Raw genomic sequence first — 19,159 nt, 5'->3', positions numbered from 1 at the left:
GGAACAAGCAACCTTCCCTCTATGGAGAAAGTTGCTCGTTGGTTCAATCCTCCCATTTATACGTCCAAAACCGCTCGGTCTTCAGCCACTCTAACGCGTCGCCGCCACGTTTTTTCGCCGCTTTCATCAATCCTTCCGTTTGCGAGCGGTGCGCTTGGATGGCAGCAAGTTTTTTCTCGATGACCGGGCTGACATCGCGAATGACATCTGGCTTGCCTAAGTCTTGCTCACAGTTTTTCGCGAACGCGACGCAGTGAACGGTCGGACGCTTATCTTTTGGCAGGCGCTTGAGAGCGCGAATGACGGCAGCGCCGCATGCGTCATGATCCGGATGGACGCTGTAGCCTGGGTAAAACGTAATGACAAGCGATGGGTTTGTTTCAGCGACAATTTCGCCGATGCGGTCGGCGAGCAATTCTTCATCTTCAAATTCCACCGTTTTATCGCGGTAACCGAGCAGCCGCAAGTCATGAATGCCAATCACTTTACATGCTTCTTCCAATTCTTTTTTGCGGATCAGCGGCAGCGTTTCGCGGTTCGCAAACGGCGGCGCCCCCATGTTTCGTCCCATTTCGCCGAGCGTTAAACAGGCATAGGTGACAGGCGTTCCGTTTTCGATGTGCTGTGCCAACGTTCCTGACACTCCAAACGCTTCATCGTCAGGGTGAGGAAATACAACGAGTACGTGTTTTTCCTTCATGCTTCAGCCCTCCCTCCATGCATTAAAACGGCTCGTGGCTCAGCTGCAGGGCAACCGCCAATCTTCCTTCGTAATCATGGCCGGCTAATAGCAGCTGCCCTTTCTCGGTTATTTCCCAATGGGTTAATCCTTCCGCATAAACCCAGCCAAAATCTAATTTCAGACCGACGCGGTACGGTCCGTTTCCTGTGATTCTGCCGCGGCTGAAACGAATCAGCGCGTTACGGATGTAGGCTCCGGCAGAAAAAAATCCTTCGTTGTGATGGGAGGCGTACGCACCGTTCGTTGTTTCTAAATGAATATATACGTCTTGGTTGGCAAAGCGGCTGATGGCTGCTTGCACTTCGCGAACGTCAATGGGTTGCAAGCCAATCTCCTCCCTAGTCGTTCATTTTTTACTATTTTACCTGAAACAAGCGAAAGAACGGAAATATTTCGTTTTACAAAATTTTTTATTATAATAAAAAAGAATACGCATCTAAGACTCATCAATAGAGAAATACGCACCAATATGAAAAAGAGGTGGTATTGATGAGTTTTCAAGGGAATGGTATAACATTTTTAAATTTTGATCATACGTACCCGTCGCAAAAACAGCTGTTTCGCTTTCCGCATGAATGGATTGATTTCACTGATTTAGCCCATACGAACTTGTATTGTGAGCCGGAGTCCTTGCAGGAAATCGAAAAACGGCTGCGCCTTCGCCGCCAAAAAGGAGCGGTGTTCATCGGCAACGGAAACTATCATTATGTTTCTTATTTGCTTCTTCAAGAAATCAAAGAACCTTTTACTCTTGTACTTTTCGATCATCATACCGATGTTGGAAGCGGGGATGATCCTGTTATTTCCTGTGGTTCATGGGTATCATATGCGCTAAAGCATCCTTATTTAAAAAAGGTCGTTATGATCGGTCCAAAATCTTCACCACAGCATCTTCGTCTATCTCCTAACATTACTGTCTTCTCGCTGGATCGTTACAATGTTTCTCCAAGTATGCTTTTTTCCATCATTCCAACTCACAGTGTATATATTAGTATCGATAAAGATGTGCTTCGCCGCGATGATGCGGTAACAAACTGGAATCAAGGGACGATGCCGTTATCGTTTTTGCTTGCTTGTTTACGCCATTTATTACTCCATAAAAAGGTTGTCGGCGTGGATGTATGCGGTGAATACCCGCAAGCTTCCATTGATATCTTCCATCCTACTTGCCGGGAAGCCAATCGGAAAAATGAGCATGCCAATCTCTTAATTATGGAAACGTGTTTTCACTATGCATCGACGCACCCGCTTCTGGCGTAATAGAAGAAAGAGGCTGTCTTTATTGGCAGCCCTTTAATATATAATGCGAAATTGTTTTTCTTTTGGATTCACCGCTACTTCCTGCACGGACATCTCTGTTACTTTGGCAAACATCGTTCCTTCACGGATGGTGTCCATAAATAGCTGAATTGCTTCTTTATTTCCTTGAACTTCCATTTCCACTGTGCCATCGTCATTATTTCTGACCCAGCCGGTCAGCTGCCGCTTTAGCGCCTCATACTGTGTAAAATAGCGGAACCCGACGCCCTGAACGCGTCCGTGAACGATAAGATGAAAACGCTTCATCTATTCTCTCTCCTTGCCAACTATGTTTCTATTCTCATCATACAATAGACAAGGGATTTTGTGTATGCAATCGGAGAGAAGAAAAAAGGAGCCTAAGTGGAGATTAGGCTCCCTTCGCAGCGCGCAATAATGTTTCGATGTTTTTTTTGACCAGCTGTTGCAAAAAAGGATGGTATCCTAGATAATGACATAAAATCCATTGCTGATGCGGCGACTGAAAAGAGTGTAGTTTTCGTTCAATCGTTTTCATTAATACGCCGGTAAATAATAAGTAAGGAACGACAAAGATGTTTTTATAAGATGAACGGCTTGCCTTATCCAAACCTTCTTCCAGCGTTGGACGGATGGCGGCTAAAAAGCAGACATCCACACACGGAACGTCTGTTTTTGACTGCAGACGTTTGGCGATTTTCTCGATATCGCGCTTTGTATCCGGATCGCTGCTGCCTCTTCCGATGAGGAGAATCATTGATTTGCCGTCTAATGGTACCCCTTGTTCATGGATTCGGGCGATGACGATGTCAATCATCGTTTCATGGACGCCGAACGGTTTCCCACATACGATTTCCACATGGGGATGACGCTGTTTCGCTTGGCGGAGCGCCTCCGGGATATCGTGTTTAGCGTGTCCGGCAGATAAAAGCAGGAGCGGGAGAACAATGATGCGGGTTGCTCCTTTTTGCACGCAAATATCAATTCCGGTGATGATATCCGGCTCAACCAGTTCAAGAAAACAAAGTTCCTGAATGGGGACGTCGATACTTCTTTTGCATTTTTCGACGAACGCAGCCGCCTCCTGCCGCGCCCGGGGGACGCGGCTGCCGTGAGAAACATACAATACCGCTTCCATCTTTCCCCTCGTTACAACGCCGTATTGGCGGCCGCGCTTTGTTTGGCAAGCAGCTGTTCAAACCATTGAATGTTTGCCCGCAGTTTCACGACGTCCCCAATGATGATCATGCTTGGGTTTTCGATTTTTTCTTTAGCGACGACATTGGCAATCGTCGCTAAAGTAGCCGTTACCGTCCGCTGATCTACAGTCGTTCCCCATTGAATAGCGGCCACAGGCGTGGAAGGAGATTTTCCGTATTTCATCAGCTGGTTGCAAATATACGGGAGATTGCTAATGCCCATGTAAATGGCAAGCGTATCAATGCCTTTTGCAAGGGTTTCCCATTTGATTTCTTCTTCGCTTCCTTTCCGCTTATGGCCGGTGATGAAAGCAACGCTAGAGCTGAAATCGCGATGGGTGACCGGAATGCCGGCGTAAGCAGCAGCGGCGATTCCCGAGGTAATGCCAGGAACGATTTCAAACTCGATGCCATGCTTGACCAGCGCTTCCGCTTCTTCACCGCCGCGGCCGAACACAAACGGATCACCGCCTTTTAAACGGACGACCGTCTTTCCTTTTTTGGCGTGCCGAACAAGGAAATGATTAATCGTTTCTTGCTGCATCGTATGATAGCCCGGCAATTTGCCGCAAAAGATGAGCTCTGCATCCTTTTTAGCATAGGACAGCAGTTCCTCATTAATGAGGCGGTCATATAAAATGACATCGGCTTGCTGGATGCATTTCAGCCCTTTAACGGTAATCAGCTCAGGGTCGCCGGGACCCGCGCCGACAAGGTACACTTTTCCCATCTTTGTTTCAGCCCTTTCTCCATTTGCTTTGTTTTCAGGAAGAATGGCGGGGTTCGCTGTAGACAACGAACCCGCCACCGCGGCGAATCGGTTTTTTTTCATGTAGAGAAATATCCGTATAATCAGGAACTTTTAAAAAATGTTTTTCTAATTCTACTTCAACAAGGCGAAACGCTTGTTCATCATCGGTGGCGGCGATGACGACATAAATGACTTCTGTTTTCGTTGTTACTTCAAACCGGTACAGAAACATTGCAGCCACCTTTTATGCCACCGTGCTGACTTGCGCTAAAATGCGGTCAAGTTCCGCCTGCAGCGCTTCGATGCCGACGCGGTCTAAATACGCTAAGAACGTTTCACCCGGCAATTTTGTTTCTTTGAAATAGGTTAATAGATGTAAAAGCACTTCGGAAATTTGCTCCGCGTCTATTTTTCCTTTTAATTTTTGGTTTTGATTGTACTTTCCGCCGTTGAGCAATGTGCCGCCGACGTAAATTTCAAACGCCTCGATCATGCCTCTGTCTTTTGTTTTCGTTTTAATGCCTTGTAGGCCGATATCAGCGATTTGCCGTTGACCGCATGAGTTTGGACAGCCAACCATATGAATGCGTACTGGAACGTCCAGTTCCAAACGTTCGTCTAAATATTCAGCGACGCGCCGCATCCGTTCCTTCGTCTCGACGAGCGCCAAATTGCAAAATTCAGTGCCGGTGCAAGAAACAGAATAACCGGTGAATGTTTTCGGACGGATAGTAATCCGTTCAAACACTTTTTCTTGCAACACAGCGTCAACGTATTCATCTGGGATATTTGGAATAATTAAGTTTTGCGAATTGCAAGTACGGACTTCGCCGGTGCCATATTGACGGGCGATTCTTGCGATTTCGAATACTTCATCCGCGCTTAAGCGGCCTAATGGAACGTTGAAGCCGATATAGTTTAATCCTTCTTGTTTTTGGCGATGGACGCCGTAGAAATAGCCAGGATTCCAACCTTTTTGTACGTCTTCACCTTTCGATGGGAGAGGCCCTGTGAGCTCAATTAATTTTTCTTTAAATTTATCGACGCCCCAGTCAGCGACAAGGAATTTGAGGCGGGCGCGATGGCGTTTTTCACGATAGCCGTAATCGCGGAAAATCGTTGTAACGGCGACAGCGACGTCTTTCACGCGATCTGGCGTCACGAACACATCCAGCGTTTGGGCAAGATATGGAGCAGACGATAAACCGCCGCCGACTTTCACATGGAATCCAAGAACTTCTTTGCCGTCGATTACTTTTTTCGCCGGCGTAAACGACAAGCAATGGATTTCCGCGTTAACCGTGTTATAGACGTTGGCGCTGATTGAAATTTTGTATTTGCGCGGCAAGTTGGAGAAATCTTCATTGCGTTGGAAAAATTCATATACTTCGCGGACGATTTCTCTCGTGTCGAACAGTTCGTCCGGATCGATGCCGGCAAGCGGGTTGCCGACGATATTGCGCGTAATGTCGCCACAGGCACCGGCGGTAGATAGCCCCACCCGCTTTAAGCGTTCAAAAATATCAGGAATGTTTTCAATTCGCAGCCAATGGAATTGAACAGATTGACGGGTTGTAATGTCAAACAAACCACGTCCGTAATCACGGGCGATGCCCGCTAGCGTCTCGAGTTGCTCGTTATTCAAAATCCCGGAAGGAACGCAAACGCGCATCATAAAATAGCCGGCTTCTCTAGGGCGCTGCAGGTAAAGCCCCGCCCATTTGAAAAGATCCCATTCTTCTTGCGGGATAGAAGAGAATCCGTGTTTTGCATAATAAGGAATATCATCAAAAATTTTTAATCCGTCTTTTTTGAGCTTTTTTAATTCCACTTTGTTTAAATTTGGGTTATTTGCCCATACTTTTTCATACGCCATTTTAAGATTCCCCCTTGATAAAATTTCGATCGCACAAGTAAGCAATCACTTGATTGGCGCATTCATCGATCGTGTAGCGATGGGTTTCAATCGTCAGTTCCGGCGAGACAGGCGCTTCATACGGAGAATCGATGCCGGTGAAATCGCGAATTTCGCCGTTTCTCGCTTTTTTATACAGCCCTTTTGGGTCGCGTCTCTCACACTCTTCTAGCGGGCATTTCACATAAATTTCGATAAACTCGTCTTTTTCTACTAAACGGCGCACAAGCTCGCGATCTTGCGCGAAAGGAGAAATAAATGCCGTTAGGACGAATTGGCCGCTGTCGACAAACAGCTTGGCGACTTCGCCGATGCGGCGAATATTTTCCGTGCGGTCTGCGGCGGAAAAGCCGAGATCCTTATTAAGTCCATGGCGGATATTGTCTCCGTCTAATACATAGTTTTGAATGCCAAGGTCAAATAACTTTTTTGACACGGCATTGGCGATCGTCGATTTACCGGAGCCGGAAAGCCCGGTAAACCATAAAATGCAGCTGTGATGCCCGTTGCGTTTGCGGCGGTCTTCTTTTGTAACCGCTGTTTGGTGCCAAACGATGTTCGTGCTCAATCTCGCTCCTCCTTTAACGTGTAGATGAGGTGACAGCTTCGCGCTGCTTTAGTCCTTTAATCAATACCGCTGCGACTTCCGGACGGCTGAACGTGCTTGGCGGCACTTGTCCGTTGCGCAGCATTTCCCGTACTTTTGTGCCGGATAATACAACGTGGTATTTCGGATCATGCGGGCATGTTTTCGTTGACGCCATGCCTTCGCATTTCGTGCAATAAAAGCTATGTTCGAAAAACAGCGGCGTAATGCCAAGTTCTTCCGGAGTGAAATTCAAGAAGATTTTTTGCGCATCATACGTGCCGTAATAGTTGCCGACGCCGGCATGATCGCGGCCGACAATGAAGTGGGTGCAGCCGAAGTTTTTGCGCACCATCGCATGGAAAATTGCTTCCCGCGGTCCGGCATAGCGCATCGCTGCTTGGAACACTCCTAAAAATACGCGGTCTTGCGGATAATAGTTTTCAAGTAATACTTGATAGCTTTCCATGCGGATGTCCGCCGGGATGTCATCCGCTTTCGTTTCGCCGACAAGCGGGTTTAAAAAGAGACCGTCGACAATTTCGAGCGCACATTTTTGGATGTATTCATGGGCGCGATGGACAGGATTTCGCGTTTGAAAGCCGACCACCGTGTTCCAGCCAAGCTCGGCAAAACGCTTGCGTGTTTCCGCCGGATCAAAGTAGAACGGAGCAAACCGACCTTTGTCGGTCCGTTTAACTAATGTAATTGGCCCGCCTACGTACACATTTGGCTTTTCAAATAGTTTCTGTACGCCTGGATGTTTGAGTTCATCTGTTTTGTAGACAAGAACTGCTTCTTTTGTTTTATCAGGTTGATAGATTTCTTGAATGTCAATGACTCCATATACTTCTCCGTTGCAAACGAGTTTCGCCGTTTCGCCGACAGAAAGCTCTTTTGCCTTTTCTTCGGTTACAGCAAGGGTAATCGGAATGCTCCATACGGTGCCATCAGTGAGCCGCATGGTTTCGACAACAGAATCATAATCGTTTTTTGTCAGAAAGCCGGTAAGCGGGCTGTAAGCTCCCGTTCCGATTAGCTCTAAATCACTTAATTCCGCCTTAGACAACTCAATCGTTTTTGTGACGGTATTTACTGGATAGTCAGGGTTCCAACGATTCACTAAAGTGCCGCCATGTGGAATGCTTAAGCTCATGTTGATACCTCCTAAATTTATTTATTTTATCGGAAAAATAAGTTTTATCGTTGGTTAAATGCCACCGCCGCTTTCATGCAAGGACCGCTGTTCTTCGGCGATGGTTTTCTTTAGGCTAATAATGCCAAGGGTAGCGAGACAAACGCTGAAAATGGCGATGATTGTATAAAGATCGCTGTCAAGCAGCAGTTTAACGAGACTGTACGAAATAACTAGCGAAAAAATAGGTGATACAAACCAAACTTTTAATAGCTGAATGACAATGCGCTTTTGCCAAATATAAAAGCCGTTTTTTGCTGTCCCGATGCCAATGATGGCAGAGGTAGTAATTTGGGTTAACGGTACGGGCAGCCCGAAAATGGACGAAAGAATGACGAGTGTTGCGCCGGTGCCGGAAATCGCGCTGCCTTCAAACGGAGAGAAGTTCGTGATTTTTTTTCCGTTTGTTTCTAAAACGCGTCTTCCAAGCAATATGGCGCCAAGGGCGACGAATATGCCGCCGAATATCGTTCCATGGGAAACGGAAATTAATCCGGCGCCGACAAGTGGGCCGACCGCATTGGCAACATTGTTCATTCCAGCCGAAAAAGCTTCAAAAAAGCCGGTCACAATTAAAAGCGTGACGAACGTTTTTCCCCATCTGCCTTGTTCTAATTGTGGATATTTTCGCTTTAGCGATAAAAACCATTTTCCTACGAAAAACGTAAATGCAAAGGCGATGATGGGGATAATGATCCATATGGAAACAATAAACAGCAATTTATGAAAATATACGGTTTGATAGGCAATGCCGACGCCGACAACCGAACCGACCGTAATTTCGCTCGTAGAGAGCGGAATGCCCATGATATTGGCGGCGAATAAGGATATTGTCGCGGCAGTTAAAATGATCACGACAATTTTGATGGTCAAGATGGAAGACGGGATAATCCCGGAACCGATCGTTTTGACGACCTCGCCGCCGACGAGGCTGCCAAGAAACACTCCTAATCCGCAAAGCAGAAGGGCAGTTGATCTCCGCCTGATGGCGCCGGATCCGTACGCCACTCCCATTGCGGCGGCGGCGCCGCTGGCACCGATATTCATCGCAAAGAAAAAGGATACGATAAAAGCAACAACAAGGAGCATATTCGTGTCTCTCCCTATGAGATATGAAGCCCGCATTCCGTTTTTTTGTGACCGACCCAGCGGCCGGAACGCAAGTCGTTCGGATCGAGAGCAGGGGCTGTGCATGGCTCGCAGCCGATGCTTGGATAACCTTGATCATGAAGCACATTGTACGGAAGCTCGTATTTATATACATAGTTCCATACGTCTTTCCATGTCCAATGAATGAGCGGGCAGATTTTGATCGATTGGAATTTGTCATCTTTATTAATGTATTGGACGTGGCTGCGTGTCGGCGATTGTTCGCGGCGCAGGCCGGAAATCCAAGCGGTTACCCCGGTCAATACTTCGCGCAGTGGAATCACCTTCCGCAATTCACAGCATTTATTTGGATGGTGCTTCCATAATTCGTCCCCGAATTGTTTTGCCTGTTCGTCTAAGGATAAGCTTGGCTGTTTCATTACAATGCGGAGGGAAGGATATTTTTCTTTTACCTTTTCGATTGTCTCGTATGTTTCACGAAAATGAAGACCGGTATCGAGAAATACGATTTCCGCATCTGGCTTTACTTGCGAAATTAAATCAATTAACACGATTCCTTCAATGCCGAAGCTGCAGGCATACACAATATTGTTCTCATATTGGCGGTATGCCCAAGCGAGGACATCAAGCGCCCCTTTTGTTTCATTATCGTGAGGAAATGACGGTTTTTCTTCCGTTTCCCACGTTTGATAAGTGAGCATCTTTCTCCCTCCTTTGAAGTCAAAGAAAATAAAGTGGATTAATTGGTTATATTGGAATAGAAAGAGAACGAGCGCTGATAAAAAACGCTCTCCCATTTTGGAAGAGCCAACCGGTCACTGATAGCGCCTTATCTTCCAAAATGGTACCCATTTTGCTGGAATTAGCACCTTGCTTTCGGCCAAGCAGGTTGCCGGAGTTCATCGGGCCAGTCCCTCCCTCACTCTTGATAAGTTTTATGTAATTGTAATTGATTAAAATTTTAACACAATTCACACGGAAGTCAATCCTAGTTTTTCTATGGGAATTTATTTTTTTGTAAAGGGAAAAAGGAACTATTTTTTGGCTATGGGCATCAAGAATCAGCTTTCTTTGTTGATCTGTTTTTCACATGTAAAAACCAAGGTGCTTTGCTGTACCTTGGTTGATCCGATCAGTGACGCGTTCTTTTGGGGAATGGTATGTTTCTTTTATTTCTATGCCGAGGATGAGAAAAAGAAAGGATAAAATGCCGATGTGGCCGATAAACATAAGCATCGCAATCATGGAATGAGGGACAAACCGGCAATATCAAATCCGGCATTGGTCAGCGCGATTACCGAAGCGAAAAAGCCGTGATATAAAGCTTCCTGCCACATTGGAAAGAAACGAAAAAGGAATTTCATTTCTTTCGCAAATTTCCCAGCTCTTCGGCAATCGCCTGCATTTCGCTCGGGCTGAACGTCTCTCTTTTCATTACCATGTCATATATTTCTTTCAACTCATCATACCACTCTTCCGAAAAATGAGAAGGTTTAATTGCGTCTAAATTTAATACTTTTAACTTTGCTTTTATTTTTTCTACCATATACTCGACATTTTCTGTTGATTTTTTTGACAAATCCATTTTTTTACTCCCTCCTTTGCCAGGTTATATGTATTGTACCACAGAAAGAAATACATTGTACTACTGTTTTTGTATATAATGAGGTCGAGAGGAGTGGTGAAACGATGGTAAAAGTGTTGTTTGTCTGTTTGGGGAATATCTGTCGCTCGCCGATGGCGGAAGCGATTTTTCGGCATTTAGTGAAGGAGAAGGGATTGGAAGGAAAAATTACTGTAGATTCAGCGGGAACGGGAAATTGGCATGTTGGCGAACCGCCGCATGAAGGCACCCAACTCATATTAAAGAAAAATAATATTGATTTTTCCGGAATTCGCGCCCGGCAAATCGATCAAAGGGACTTGCAGACATTTGATTACATTATTGCGATGGATGCAGAAAATGTAGGAAATTTGCGGAGATTGGCCGGGTACAATAAAACGGGGTTTATCGGCCGGCTGCTTGACTTTGTTCCTGACAGCGAGATGGCTGATGTGCCGGATCCGTATTATACCGGGAATTTTGCACAAGTATACGAGCTGATTCAAAAAGGATGTGAACATTTATTAGAGACGATTATAAAAGAGAAAAAATTAGAAGTGAAGGGGAGAGAATAAATGAAGGAACGAAAAAACATATGGAAGGGAATGATGGTTGGGGCGGCGCTGGGCGCTGCTTTTTCCTTCTTGATGAGCAAAAAAGAAGCAAAACAAGAGCGGCTTTCCTGGCCGATGAGGTTGAAACAGTGGCGCCAGTCCGTAGAGGAAATGGCGGAAGATACTGCATTTATCATGGAAAAACTGAAGGAAATAGCGGAAAAAACACCGGAAGTTATACAACTGGTTAAAGAATTATATAACTGGAAAGAGGATGATCGTCCCCGAATAAAATGACAAGGGGGGAAACAGTAAATGCTGATTAATTTAACATTTATCCGTGAATTGGTGCGGAGGTTTTATGAAGATGAGGTGCCCCGGCTGTCAGCGGAGTTGGCTTATTATTTTCTTCTCTCTCTATTTCCTTTCCTGATTTTTTTAATGACGTTGCTTGCTTATTTGCCGATTCCGCATGAAGACGTGCTTTCCGTGGTCCGTCAGTATGCTCCGGAGGAAGCGCTTCATTTAATTGAGACAAACATTCACCGCATTATGGATTATCAAAATGGAAAATTGCTGTCGATTAGCATCGTCGGTGCCATTTGGTCGGCATCAAACGGAATGAATGCGATCGTGCGCGCGTTTAACCGCGCGTACGGCGTTGAAGAGAACCGCCCCTTTTGGCTTGCCCGCGGCGTGTCTGTTTTGCTTACCTTCGGATTAATTTTTGTCATCATTGTCGCCTTGGTATTGCCTGTATTCGGCAAGATGATCGGTCTGTTTTTATTTTCCGTATTCGGCTTCTCTAAAGAATTTTTAACGCTTTGGAATGCCTTTCGCTGGGTGATTAGTTCGCTAATTTTGCTGATTGTCTTTACGGCTTTATATTACTTTGCTCCCAATAAAAAGCTGCGTTGCGCCAATGTCATCCGCGGCGCTATCTTTGCGACGATTGGCTGGATTATCACATCGCTTGCGTTTTCTTATTATGTTAATAATTTTGTTAACTATACTGCTATGTACGGAAGCCTTGGAGGAATCATTATTTTAATGATTTGGTTTTATTTGTCGGGAATGATTATTGTATTAGGCGGCGAAATGAATGCGATTTTTGATTGTGAGCGGGAAGGAAGAAGGCGCGAACGTTAATGATGCATAAACTTCCTTTCATAAACGGAAGCGGCGGGGAAATAGTAACAATTGTAAGGGGGATTACTGAGGATGAGAGGGGGATTGCTATGACCAAACATACAAAAAAAGATGGCGGCACAAAACAAAAGGGAAAAAATAAGCCGAAACATAAAACAAGCGGCAGTGCCAACGGCCAAAACGGATATCATTAATCTGTGGGAGACGATAGAAAAATTGGCGATGCGCGCAAAAAAAAGGTTCTCGGGAAGGCGAGAACCTTTTTGTCCTAAGTTTTGGGATTCTTGGCGAGGATGTTTCGATGATGGACGAAGCTGGGTGAGACTAAAAAATAAAGCGGTCAAGCGAATGATTCTTTTTCACTCAGCGATTTCTTCATGATTGTAGTAGTACAGTTCGTAAATATACTCGATTTCCGCATCCGTCATATACGCAAGCTGTTCTTTTGTAATCCCTCTTACTTTCTCGATAAATTCAATCATATTTTTCCGCTCTGCTCTAATCATAAAATAAGCAACTCCCTTCATGATTTATTCTGTTTTAAAACAGATTATCTATTTGTTGGCATTATTATATAACAGTATAAATAAAAAGGTCAATAATTTTTTGAAAAATAAAAAAAGAAGCGGATTAATTAATCCGCTTCTTTTGCTGCTTTTGAAGCATAATAAGAAAAAGGAGAAAAAGAAGAGTAAACATCATAAAGAAAAAGCTTTGATTAGTGCCGATCTGAATCGCCAGGCCGGTCACGAACGGACCGATCATGCTGCCAATGCTGTACAGCATGCCGCATAGCAAGTTCCCGGCGGGAAGCAGTTGTTTCGGCAGCAAATCAGCCATATAGGCGATGCCAAGGGAAAACAAAGAGCCAACAAACATACCGGCAATAAAAAAGCAAATGGCAATCCCAATGAGGGAGTGGTGAAACAGATAAGCGCTAAAAAAGCTGGCGCTGCCGATGAACAGAGCAGCTGCAATAACCTGTTTCCGCGGGAAGCGGTCGCTTAATACCCCGAGCGGCAGCTGGAATGCAATCCCTCCAAAGGAGAAGGCGGGCAAAACCAATGCGACTTGGTCTAGCCCAATATGTTCGCGTAAAGCATAAACAGGGAAAATCGTATGAATGGTCGCTTCTAAAAAACCGTAAGTGAGCGGAAGCAATAACGCCACCCATGCGTATTTCCAAACATGAAGCAAACGCTGGGCAACATTCGTTGAATCGGATTGCGCCCATTCCTTTGGCTGTTCGTTTTGCAGGAAAAAGATGGCGCACCAACTGACAAGACTAAATAGCGATGATACATAAAAAGGAAGCCATTCGTGCCAAGAAGCAAGCGATGCCAGCAGTGGGCCTGCTGAAAAACCAAGGCCAAAAGATAATCCATATAAGGATAGATTGCGCCCGCGCCGGTCTGGCGGCGAAAAATCAGTAATCCACGTTTGCGTGGCAAAATGAAGCATATGGTCGCCAATTCCGATGCAAAGGCGCAGAAAAAACCAAAGAAAAAACGATGGAAAAGCTGGAAATAAGACGAGTGATAGTATTACAATAAAACCACCGACGATAATCATGGGACGATATCCATATTTGCGCAAAGGCTTTTCTAAAAACGGCGAGATCAATAAAACGCCAATGTACAGCGCCGCCGCGTGCATGCCGTTGACAGAAGAGGAAACCCCCTGCTTTTCAAGCAACATCGAAAGCAATGGCAGCAGCATTCCTTGCGAAAGGCCGGAAATGGCAACAATGGTGATTAAAATCCAAAAGCGCATCGCATGATACCTCGTTTTCGAACATTGGATATCCGTATCCATGGTACATAGGATGGGAGCGTAAGGCAAGCAAAAAGGATAGGGATTGTACACATATGGAAGGTCTGCCTCATTCATAGGAGATGAATCCGTTTATTTTTTCATACGCATTCCACGGCTTGACTGATATTTGTCTAGAAAACTTCAGAAGAGAAAGGCGGGAAAAGAAAAGATGAATAAAGTATTTACATGGATGGCGTGGATCGGTGTTCCCTTATCTGTGATCGGGAGTGTTTTTCATTGGTCTGCGTTGTTGATGTTTGTCATATACTGTTTAACAATCATTGCGCTCGCTAGTTATATGGGGCGCGCTACGGAAAGTTTGGCGATTGTAGCCGGCCCGCGCATCGGCGGGCTATTGAACGCGACGTTTGGCAATGCGGTAGAGCTGATTATTTCTATTTTTGCGTTAAAGGCGGGGCTCGTCGAAGTGGTGCTTGCTTCTCTCACCGGATCGGTGCTTGGCAACTTGTTATTAGTCGCAGGGTTGTCCTTTTTTGTTGGCGGCCTAAAGTATAAGCGCCAGGAATTTAACGTGTATGATGCCCGTCATAACGCGGGGCTGCTTACGTTTGCCATTTTGGTGGCGTTTGTCATTCCTGAAGTGTTTACAATGGACATGTCTGATCAGGACAAGCTAGCGCTTAGCGTCGGCATTTCGATCATTATGATTATTTTATATTTAGCTGCCTTATACTTTAGGCTTGTCACGCATCGCGGCGTGTATCAGCAAAAATCCGAAATCATCGAGGAACATGAGAAACCGGAATGGACGAAAGGAAAATCCATATTGATTTTGGCGCTGGCGACGATTGCGGTCGCATACATATCCGAGCGGCTTGTCCATACGTTTGAAACGGTGGCGGAATCTTTCGGCTGGAGCGAATTGTTTATCGGGATTATCATTGTCGCCATTGTTGGCAACGCGGCGGAACATGCTTCTGCTGTCATTATGGCATACAAAAACAAAATGAACGTCGCGGTCGAAATCGCTGTCGGCTCGACCTTGCAAATCGCAATGTTTGTCGCGCCGGTGCTGGTGCTTGTTTCACTGCTTTTTCCAGAGAAGATGCCGCTTGTTTTTTCGCTTCCAGAGTTAATCGCCATGGTGGTATCGGTATTGTTGACGATCGTTCTGTCCAACGATGGGGATACAAACTGGTTTGAAGGGGCAACGCTGCTTGCCGCCTACACGATTATGGGCATCGGTTTTTATTTGTTGTAGTCAGGGATAAGAAAGAGGCTCTGCTTGGACGGCAGAGCCTCTTTCTATCTGGCAATAAACGTAATGATTTATCGCGAATTAAAAAATATTCTGAACAAAGATGATAAATTTTTTTCTATACGGATAAACACTATTTTTTTGAAAGAAAATAACGGTGAAAATAGCGGTGAAAGGAGTCGATAGGATGAAAAAATGGAGTATTTGCTTTTTTATTAGCGTATTAACGATGTATATGACGGCTTTTACCGCCGATGCGGCTTCTAGACAAGCGCAGCCGAGCACGGTGGTGGATATTACAAAAGAAAATACGTACCCAAACCCGACGCAAGATTTGCCGCATTTAGAGCCAAGCAAATTCACAAAGCAGCTCCTGGATTCAGCCAACGTAAAAATCGAAAATCCAGAATTGATTCATCTTCTTAACGAATCTTCTGTTTCGAGCACTCCGTTTGCACTTGGATATCGGGCAACGATTTATTTAGGACAGTGGCCGCTGAATTATCAGTCGCTCGAAACGTCAACGAACTGGGAATATCAAAAAGTTAATACGAATTTTCTCGATAACCGTGGCGGGAATGTTTCGCAAAAATTGTACTATAAACAGGAAACACAAAAGCATGTGCGCGGCGGGCTGACGGCGCAAATTCCAAACGAAGAAGCGGTGCAAAAAATGATGCTAAATAAGGCGATGGAAAAGACGAACTTACCGCTGGCGTTTAGTACGGTAGTAGGGATTGGGACAAAAAAAGATCAGCCGTATCAAGTGCCGGCAAAAAAGATCGGCTATTTGTATGCATATGCACCAGCTGTCAATGAAAAAGGGAAAGTGACGTATGGCGAAGTGTATATCGTGCTGAAAGGAAATAAAAAGAAAATTGTTGTGAAAAACGTAACGACACGCGGAGTCGGCGCCTGGATTCCGGTGCAAGACCGCCTTTATTTTTCATACATTGTCAGCGAGCAGCCAAGATAAAACGTCAAGGAAAAACCTTGACGTTTTATTTTTAGATCCGCGCTTTCCGCTTTGTAAAATCAACATCTTTATAATAAGTGTTTTTGACGAGTACGTTTGGTCCGAGACATTGAACGGAAGGGCAATGACAAAGGAGCTGCTTGGCAAGGGCGGACTTCCGCCATTTTTTGTATGCGTCAAGCAGGGTATCATGCTGAATGTTGCCAAGTGCCGGCTCATCGCCGAAATCGGTGACAATGATATCGCCGGTAAAAATGTTGACATTCAAGCGTGACCGCCCGTCCGGATCGTTGCGGACCGTGACGTTTTTGCTTGTGTAAAGCCGCTTTAATAATGTTAAGTCTTCTTCGTTGGCGCTGCAAGGATAAAACGGCAGCGTTCCAAACAACATCCATACGTTTTCATCACGAATATCCAAAAGGTGGTGAATCGCCTGGCGCAATTCGTCTAAATTTAACGCCTCGAGCGAGCTGGCGAAATCGCTCGGGTACATCGGATGGATTTCATGGCGCTTGCACTGCATTTCCCCGGCCACTTGCCGATGAATCGTTTCTAAATGAGGGACCGTCCGTTTGTTTAGCATAGTTTCTGCAGAAACCATGACTCCCGCCCTCGACAATGCTTTGGCGTTATCGAGCATGCGCTGAAAATACTTTTCGCGCTGAGCGATGCTTGGTTTGCGCTCCATCATTGCAAACCCGCCCTCGATAAAATCCTCGATCGTCCCCCAGTTATGGGAAATATGCAAGACGTCCAAATAAGGAATAATTTTTTCATAGCGCTCTAAATCGAGCGTCAAATTAGAGTTGAGCTGTGTCCGCACCCCGCGCTCGCGGGCATATTTTAACAGGGGAACGACGTAGTCGTTTACCGATTTCAGCGATAGCATCGGCTCGCCGCCGGTGATGCTCAGCGAGCGCAAATGCGGGATTTCCTCGAGCCGCTTGATAAGCAAATCAAGCGGGAGTGCTTCCGGGTCTTTTGTTGTCAGCGTGTAGCCGACGGCGCAATGTTCACAGCGCATATTGCACAACGCAGTTGTGGTGAATTCCACATTTGTCAACTGAAGTTCCCCATATTGTTCGACATCCAAATACGCTTCCCACGGATCATAGGATGGGGTAATCGGTTGAAGTGTCAATGAATTCATAGCCTTCTCCTCTTCCTTCATCGAAGTTGCGTCCCGTCATTCATTCTAAGAAATAACAAATCTCGTTTTTCCTTAAAATTAACTTATTTATCATTGTACGGGAATATGTAAAATTCCGCTAGAAAGGAGCAGGAAATAAAAGTATTAAAAATAAGTGGAATTTTATGAATAAATAATATGGTAACAACTTTTTGTTTTTACACAAGAGAGTGAAAAGGAGTATAATAAATAAAGATTGTAGTGATAGTCAACTACATAGGACGACCAAAAGGGGAAGGGGCGTTGAACATGGAACAATTCCAGCAGAGCATGTATCAACTCATCGTGGAGACGTCCACGAAACTGCCAAAGGATGTGCGTCGAGCGATCGCTCGGGCAAAAGCGCGGGAAAACGCGGGAACGCGCGCGGCGATGGCGCTGACGACGATTGCCGGAAACATCAAGATGGCGGAAGAAAACGTGTCGCCAATTTGTCAAGATACCGGGCTGCCGACATTTAAAATTAAAGTGCCGGTCGGCGTCAACCAAATCAAAATGAAAGAAGCGATCCATGCTGCGATTGTGCAGGCGACAAAAGACGGAAAGCTCCGTCCGAACTCTGTCGATTCGCTAACCGGCAAAAACAGCGGTGACAATCTTGGTGTCGGCATTCCGGTTATTAAATTTGAACAATGGGAAAACGATTACATTGATGTCCGCCTGATTTTAAAAGGCGGCGGCTGTGAAAACAAAAACATTCAGTACAGCCTGCCTTGCGAGCTGGAAGGTCTTGGCCGCGCCGGCCGCGATTTAGACGGCATCCGCAAATGCATTTTGCATGCGGTATACCAAGCGCAAGGACAAGGATGCAGCGCCGGGTTTATCGGCGTCGGCATCGGCGGCGATCGCGCTTCCGGTTATGAACTGGCGAAAGACCAGCTTTTCCGTTCCGTTGACGATGTCAATCCGAATGAAGATTTGCGCCGCCTAGAAGAATATATTATGGAAAACGCCAATAAGCTTGGCATCGGCACGATGGGATTTGGCGGCGAATCGACGCTGTTAGGCTGTAAAATCGGCGTGATGCACCGCATTCCGGCCAGCTTCTTCGTGTCTGTCGCCTATAACTGCTGGGCGTTCCGCCGCCTTGGCGTGAAAATTGATCCAGCGACCGGCGAGATTATCGAATGGCTGTATCAGGAAGGCGAAGACGTCGACTTTGAAAAAGAGCTGGAAAAAGCGGAAACAGCCGCGACGGCGGAGCTTGGCGAAGTGCGTGAAATCGTCCTCGAGCCGCCGATTACAGAAGAGCAAATCCGCCAGCTGAAAGTCGGCGATGTCGTGCGCATTAACGGCATTATTTATACCGGCCGCGACGCGATTCATAAATATTTAATGGATCATGATGCGCCTGTCGATCTGAACGGACAAATTATTTACCACTGTGGCCCGGTGATGCTGAAAGATGAGAACGGCAATTGGCAAGTCAAAGCAGCCGGCCCGACGACAAGCATCCGCGAGGAGCCGTATCAAGGCGACATTATGAAAAAATTCGGCGTCCGTGCAGTCATCGGCAAAGGCGGAATGGGCGCGAAAACGCTGCAAGCCCTAAAAGAACACGGCGGCGTCTACTTGAACGCGATCGGCGGCGCGGCGCAATATTATGCGGACTGTATTAAGTCGGTAGAAGGAGTCGACTTATTGGAGTTCGGCATCCCAGAAGCGATGTGGCACTTGCGCGTCGAAAACTTTACCGCCGTCGTCACGATGGACTCTCATGGCAACAGTCTGCATGAAGATGTAGAAAAATCGTCATTAGAAAAACTCGCGCAATTTAAAGAGCCGGTTTTTAAATAAGAAAAATATATCACCGTCAGCTAAGTGCTGGCGGTGATTTTTTATGCAAAAAATGGCGCGGTTAAAGCGGCAATGGTGGAA

Annotated in this window: 22 protein-coding genes and 1 riboswitch; of the genes, 7 read left to right on the top strand and 15 right to left on the bottom strand. The window is 45.8% G+C overall.

The window, feature by feature from the left end:
• Positions 1–43: 43 nt before the first annotated feature.
• Entirely contained in the window at positions 44–700 is a 657-nt protein-coding gene (gene bshB2, locus BV455_RS06585) for a bacillithiol biosynthesis deacetylase BshB2 (protein ID WP_042410859.1), read from the bottom strand.
• A 22-nt stretch (positions 701–722) separates the two neighbouring features.
• Positions 723–1,067, bottom strand: coding sequence for a YojF family protein (locus tag BV455_RS06580; protein WP_017436095.1), 345 nt, complete (start codon positions 1,065–1,067; stop codon positions 723–725).
• Positions 1,068–1,231: 164 nt separating this feature from the next.
• Between BV455_RS06580 and BV455_RS06575 the strand changes: the two genes are divergently transcribed.
• Complete coding sequence (locus tag BV455_RS06575) at positions 1,232–2,002, top strand: arginase family protein (protein ID WP_061580461.1); 771 nt, start codon at positions 1,232–1,234, stop codon at positions 2,000–2,002.
• A 33-nt stretch (positions 2,003–2,035) separates the two neighbouring features.
• On the opposite strand, the gene BV455_RS06570 is transcribed toward BV455_RS06575, so the two are convergent.
• The 10 genes from BV455_RS06570 to BV455_RS06525 all read right to left on the bottom strand — a co-directional run bounded on the left by BV455_RS06570 (position 2,036) and on the right by BV455_RS06525 (position 10,361).
• Entirely contained in the window at positions 2,036–2,308 is a 273-nt protein-coding gene (locus tag BV455_RS06570; protein ID WP_017436093.1) for an acylphosphatase, read from the bottom strand.
• Between the two features lie 103 nt (positions 2,309–2,411).
• Positions 2,412–3,158, bottom strand: a complete 747-nt coding sequence (locus tag BV455_RS06565; RefSeq protein ID WP_017436092.1) for a sirohydrochlorin chelatase — start codon at positions 3,156–3,158, stop codon at positions 2,412–2,414.
• Positions 3,159–3,169: 11 nt separating this feature from the next.
• Positions 3,170–3,949 carry a uroporphyrinogen-III C-methyltransferase gene (cobA, locus tag BV455_RS06560; RefSeq protein ID WP_061580462.1) on the bottom strand — a complete coding sequence of 260 codons (780 nt, stop codon included), beginning with the start codon at positions 3,947–3,949 and terminating at the stop codon, positions 3,170–3,172.
• 34 nt (positions 3,950–3,983) lie between these two features.
• Positions 3,984–4,202 (bottom strand): DUF3906 family protein, encoded by a 219-nt coding sequence (locus BV455_RS06555; RefSeq protein WP_017436090.1) that lies wholly within the window; start codon positions 4,200–4,202, stop codon positions 3,984–3,986.
• Between the two features lie 12 nt (positions 4,203–4,214).
• Positions 4,215–5,846 carry a nitrite/sulfite reductase gene (locus tag BV455_RS06550; RefSeq protein WP_042410853.1) on the bottom strand — a complete coding sequence of 544 codons (1,632 nt, stop codon included), beginning with the start codon at positions 5,844–5,846 and terminating at the stop codon, positions 4,215–4,217.
• A 1-nt stretch (position 5,847) separates the two neighbouring features.
• The gene (gene cysC / locus BV455_RS06545) at positions 5,848–6,453 is read right to left on the bottom strand and encodes an adenylyl-sulfate kinase (protein ID WP_042410851.1); all 606 of its coding nucleotides are present in this window, start codon (positions 6,451–6,453) and stop codon (positions 5,848–5,850) included.
• A 13-nt stretch (positions 6,454–6,466) separates the two neighbouring features.
• Complete coding sequence (sat, locus tag BV455_RS06540; protein ID WP_218687867.1) at positions 6,467–7,627, bottom strand: sulfate adenylyltransferase; 1,161 nt, start codon at positions 7,625–7,627, stop codon at positions 6,467–6,469.
• A gap of 54 nt (positions 7,628–7,681) precedes the next feature.
• Positions 7,682–8,755 carry an inorganic phosphate transporter gene (locus BV455_RS06535; RefSeq protein WP_218687866.1) on the bottom strand — a complete coding sequence of 358 codons (1,074 nt, stop codon included), beginning with the start codon at positions 8,753–8,755 and terminating at the stop codon, positions 7,682–7,684.
• 14 nt (positions 8,756–8,769) lie between these two features.
• Positions 8,770–9,477, bottom strand: a complete 708-nt coding sequence (locus BV455_RS06530; protein ID WP_017436085.1) for a phosphoadenylyl-sulfate reductase — start codon at positions 9,475–9,477, stop codon at positions 8,770–8,772.
• Positions 9,478–9,602: 125 nt separating this feature from the next.
• Positions 9,603–9,711, bottom strand: a riboswitch (SAM riboswitch).
• A gap of 425 nt (positions 9,712–10,136) precedes the next feature.
• The gene (locus BV455_RS06525) at positions 10,137–10,361 is read right to left on the bottom strand and encodes a DUF1128 domain-containing protein (protein WP_017436081.1); all 225 of its coding nucleotides are present in this window, start codon (positions 10,359–10,361) and stop codon (positions 10,137–10,139) included.
• Positions 10,362–10,465: 104 nt separating this feature from the next.
• On the opposite strand from BV455_RS06525, the gene BV455_RS06520 reads away from it, so the two are divergent.
• The 3 genes from BV455_RS06520 to BV455_RS06510 are packed head-to-tail and all read left to right on the top strand — an operon-like array spanning position 10,466 to position 12,082.
• Positions 10,466–10,954 (top strand): low molecular weight protein-tyrosine-phosphatase, encoded by a 489-nt coding sequence (locus BV455_RS06520; protein ID WP_017436080.1) that lies wholly within the window; start codon positions 10,466–10,468, stop codon positions 10,952–10,954.
• On the top strand, positions 10,955–11,230 hold the full coding sequence (locus BV455_RS06515; protein ID WP_017436079.1) for a hypothetical protein: 276 nt from the start codon (positions 10,955–10,957) through the stop codon (positions 11,228–11,230).
• Between the two features lie 18 nt (positions 11,231–11,248).
• Positions 11,249–12,082, top strand: a complete 834-nt coding sequence (locus BV455_RS06510; RefSeq protein ID WP_017436078.1) for a YihY/virulence factor BrkB family protein — start codon at positions 11,249–11,251, stop codon at positions 12,080–12,082.
• Positions 12,083–12,441: 359 nt separating this feature from the next.
• Here BV455_RS06510 and BV455_RS06505 read toward each other — a convergent pair whose 3' ends face one another.
• Together BV455_RS06505 and BV455_RS06500 are read right to left on the bottom strand one after the other, a co-directional pair.
• Positions 12,442–12,588: a BH0509 family protein gene (locus tag BV455_RS06505; protein WP_017436077.1), complete on the bottom strand. Its 147-nt coding sequence runs from the start codon at positions 12,586–12,588 to the stop codon at positions 12,442–12,444.
• A gap of 124 nt (positions 12,589–12,712) precedes the next feature.
• Positions 12,713–13,855: an MFS transporter gene (locus BV455_RS06500; protein WP_081160848.1), complete on the bottom strand. Its 1,143-nt coding sequence runs from the start codon at positions 13,853–13,855 to the stop codon at positions 12,713–12,715.
• Between the two features lie 211 nt (positions 13,856–14,066).
• On the opposite strand from BV455_RS06500, the gene cax reads away from it, so the two are divergent.
• On the top strand, positions 14,067–15,119 hold the full coding sequence (gene cax, locus BV455_RS06495) for a calcium/proton exchanger (RefSeq protein WP_042410848.1): 1,053 nt from the start codon (positions 14,067–14,069) through the stop codon (positions 15,117–15,119).
• A gap of 184 nt (positions 15,120–15,303) precedes the next feature.
• Entirely contained in the window at positions 15,304–16,092 is a 789-nt protein-coding gene (locus tag BV455_RS06490; RefSeq protein ID WP_042410846.1) for a YfkD famly protein, read from the top strand.
• A gap of 31 nt (positions 16,093–16,123) precedes the next feature.
• Here the strand turns inward: BV455_RS06490 and yfkAB are convergent, their stop codons facing one another.
• Positions 16,124–17,242 carry a radical SAM/CxCxxxxC motif protein YfkAB gene (gene yfkAB, locus BV455_RS06485; RefSeq protein WP_042410844.1) on the bottom strand — a complete coding sequence of 373 codons (1,119 nt, stop codon included), beginning with the start codon at positions 17,240–17,242 and terminating at the stop codon, positions 16,124–16,126.
• Between the two features lie 288 nt (positions 17,243–17,530).
• Between yfkAB and BV455_RS06480 the strand changes: the two genes are divergently transcribed.
• A complete protein-coding gene (locus BV455_RS06480) occupies positions 17,531–19,078 on the top strand; it encodes a fumarate hydratase (RefSeq protein ID WP_017436072.1) in 1,548 nt (515 codons plus the stop codon).
• Positions 19,079–19,159: the final 81 nt, after the last annotated feature.

The sequence above is a fragment of the Parageobacillus caldoxylosilyticus genome, assembly GCF_019272935.1.
Classification (GTDB): Bacteria; Bacillota; Bacilli; order Bacillales; family Anoxybacillaceae; genus Saccharococcus; species Saccharococcus caldoxylosilyticus.
The sequence above is the reverse complement of the archived record's forward strand: the minus strand, read 5'-3'. Positions and strand labels throughout refer to the sequence as shown.

Excerpts from the sequence above, each read along its gene's own strand:
- cax (WP_042410848.1), top strand. The coding sequence starts at position 14,067 with ATGAATAAAGTATTTACATGGATGGCGTGGATCGGTGTTCCCTTATCT.
- BV455_RS06520 (WP_017436080.1), top strand. The coding sequence starts at position 10,466 with ATGGTAAAAGTGTTGTTTGTCTGTTTGGGGAATATCTGTCGCTCGCCG.
- yfkAB (WP_042410844.1), bottom strand. The coding sequence starts at position 17,242 with ATGAATTCATTGACACTTCAACCGATTACCCCATCCTATGATCCGTGG.
- BV455_RS06500 (WP_081160848.1), bottom strand. The coding sequence starts at position 13,855 with ATGCGCTTTTGGATTTTAATCACCATTGTTGCCATTTCCGGCCTTTCG.
- BV455_RS06575 (WP_061580461.1), top strand. The coding sequence starts at position 1,232 with ATGAGTTTTCAAGGGAATGGTATAACATTTTTAAATTTTGATCATACG.
- cobA (WP_061580462.1), bottom strand. The coding sequence starts at position 3,949 with ATGGGAAAAGTGTACCTTGTCGGCGCGGGTCCCGGCGACCCTGAGCTG.
- bshB2 (WP_042410859.1), bottom strand. The coding sequence starts at position 700 with ATGAAGGAAAAACACGTACTCGTTGTATTTCCTCACCCTGACGATGAA.
- BV455_RS06530 (WP_017436085.1), bottom strand. The coding sequence starts at position 9,477 with ATGCTCACTTATCAAACGTGGGAAACGGAAGAAAAACCGTCATTTCCT.
- BV455_RS06525 (WP_017436081.1), bottom strand. The coding sequence starts at position 10,361 with ATGGATTTGTCAAAAAAATCAACAGAAAATGTCGAGTATATGGTAGAA.
- BV455_RS06480 (WP_017436072.1), top strand. The coding sequence starts at position 17,531 with ATGGAACAATTCCAGCAGAGCATGTATCAACTCATCGTGGAGACGTCC.
- BV455_RS06510 (WP_017436078.1), top strand. The coding sequence starts at position 11,249 with ATGCTGATTAATTTAACATTTATCCGTGAATTGGTGCGGAGGTTTTAT.
- BV455_RS06550 (WP_042410853.1), bottom strand. The coding sequence starts at position 5,846 with ATGGCGTATGAAAAAGTATGGGCAAATAACCCAAATTTAAACAAAGTG.
- BV455_RS06555 (WP_017436090.1), bottom strand. The coding sequence starts at position 4,202 with ATGTTTCTGTACCGGTTTGAAGTAACAACGAAAACAGAAGTCATTTAT.
- BV455_RS06565 (WP_017436092.1), bottom strand. The coding sequence starts at position 3,158 with ATGGAAGCGGTATTGTATGTTTCTCACGGCAGCCGCGTCCCCCGGGCG.
- sat (WP_218687867.1), bottom strand. The coding sequence starts at position 7,627 with ATGAGCTTAAGCATTCCACATGGCGGCACTTTAGTGAATCGTTGGAAC.
- BV455_RS06535 (WP_218687866.1), bottom strand. The coding sequence starts at position 8,755 with ATGCTCCTTGTTGTTGCTTTTATCGTATCCTTTTTCTTTGCGATGAAT.
- BV455_RS06505 (WP_017436077.1), bottom strand. The coding sequence starts at position 12,588 with ATGATTAGAGCAGAGCGGAAAAATATGATTGAATTTATCGAGAAAGTA.
- BV455_RS06490 (WP_042410846.1), top strand. The coding sequence starts at position 15,304 with ATGAAAAAATGGAGTATTTGCTTTTTTATTAGCGTATTAACGATGTAT.
- BV455_RS06570 (WP_017436093.1), bottom strand. The coding sequence starts at position 2,308 with ATGAAGCGTTTTCATCTTATCGTTCACGGACGCGTTCAGGGCGTCGGG.
- BV455_RS06515 (WP_017436079.1), top strand. The coding sequence starts at position 10,955 with ATGAAGGAACGAAAAAACATATGGAAGGGAATGATGGTTGGGGCGGCG.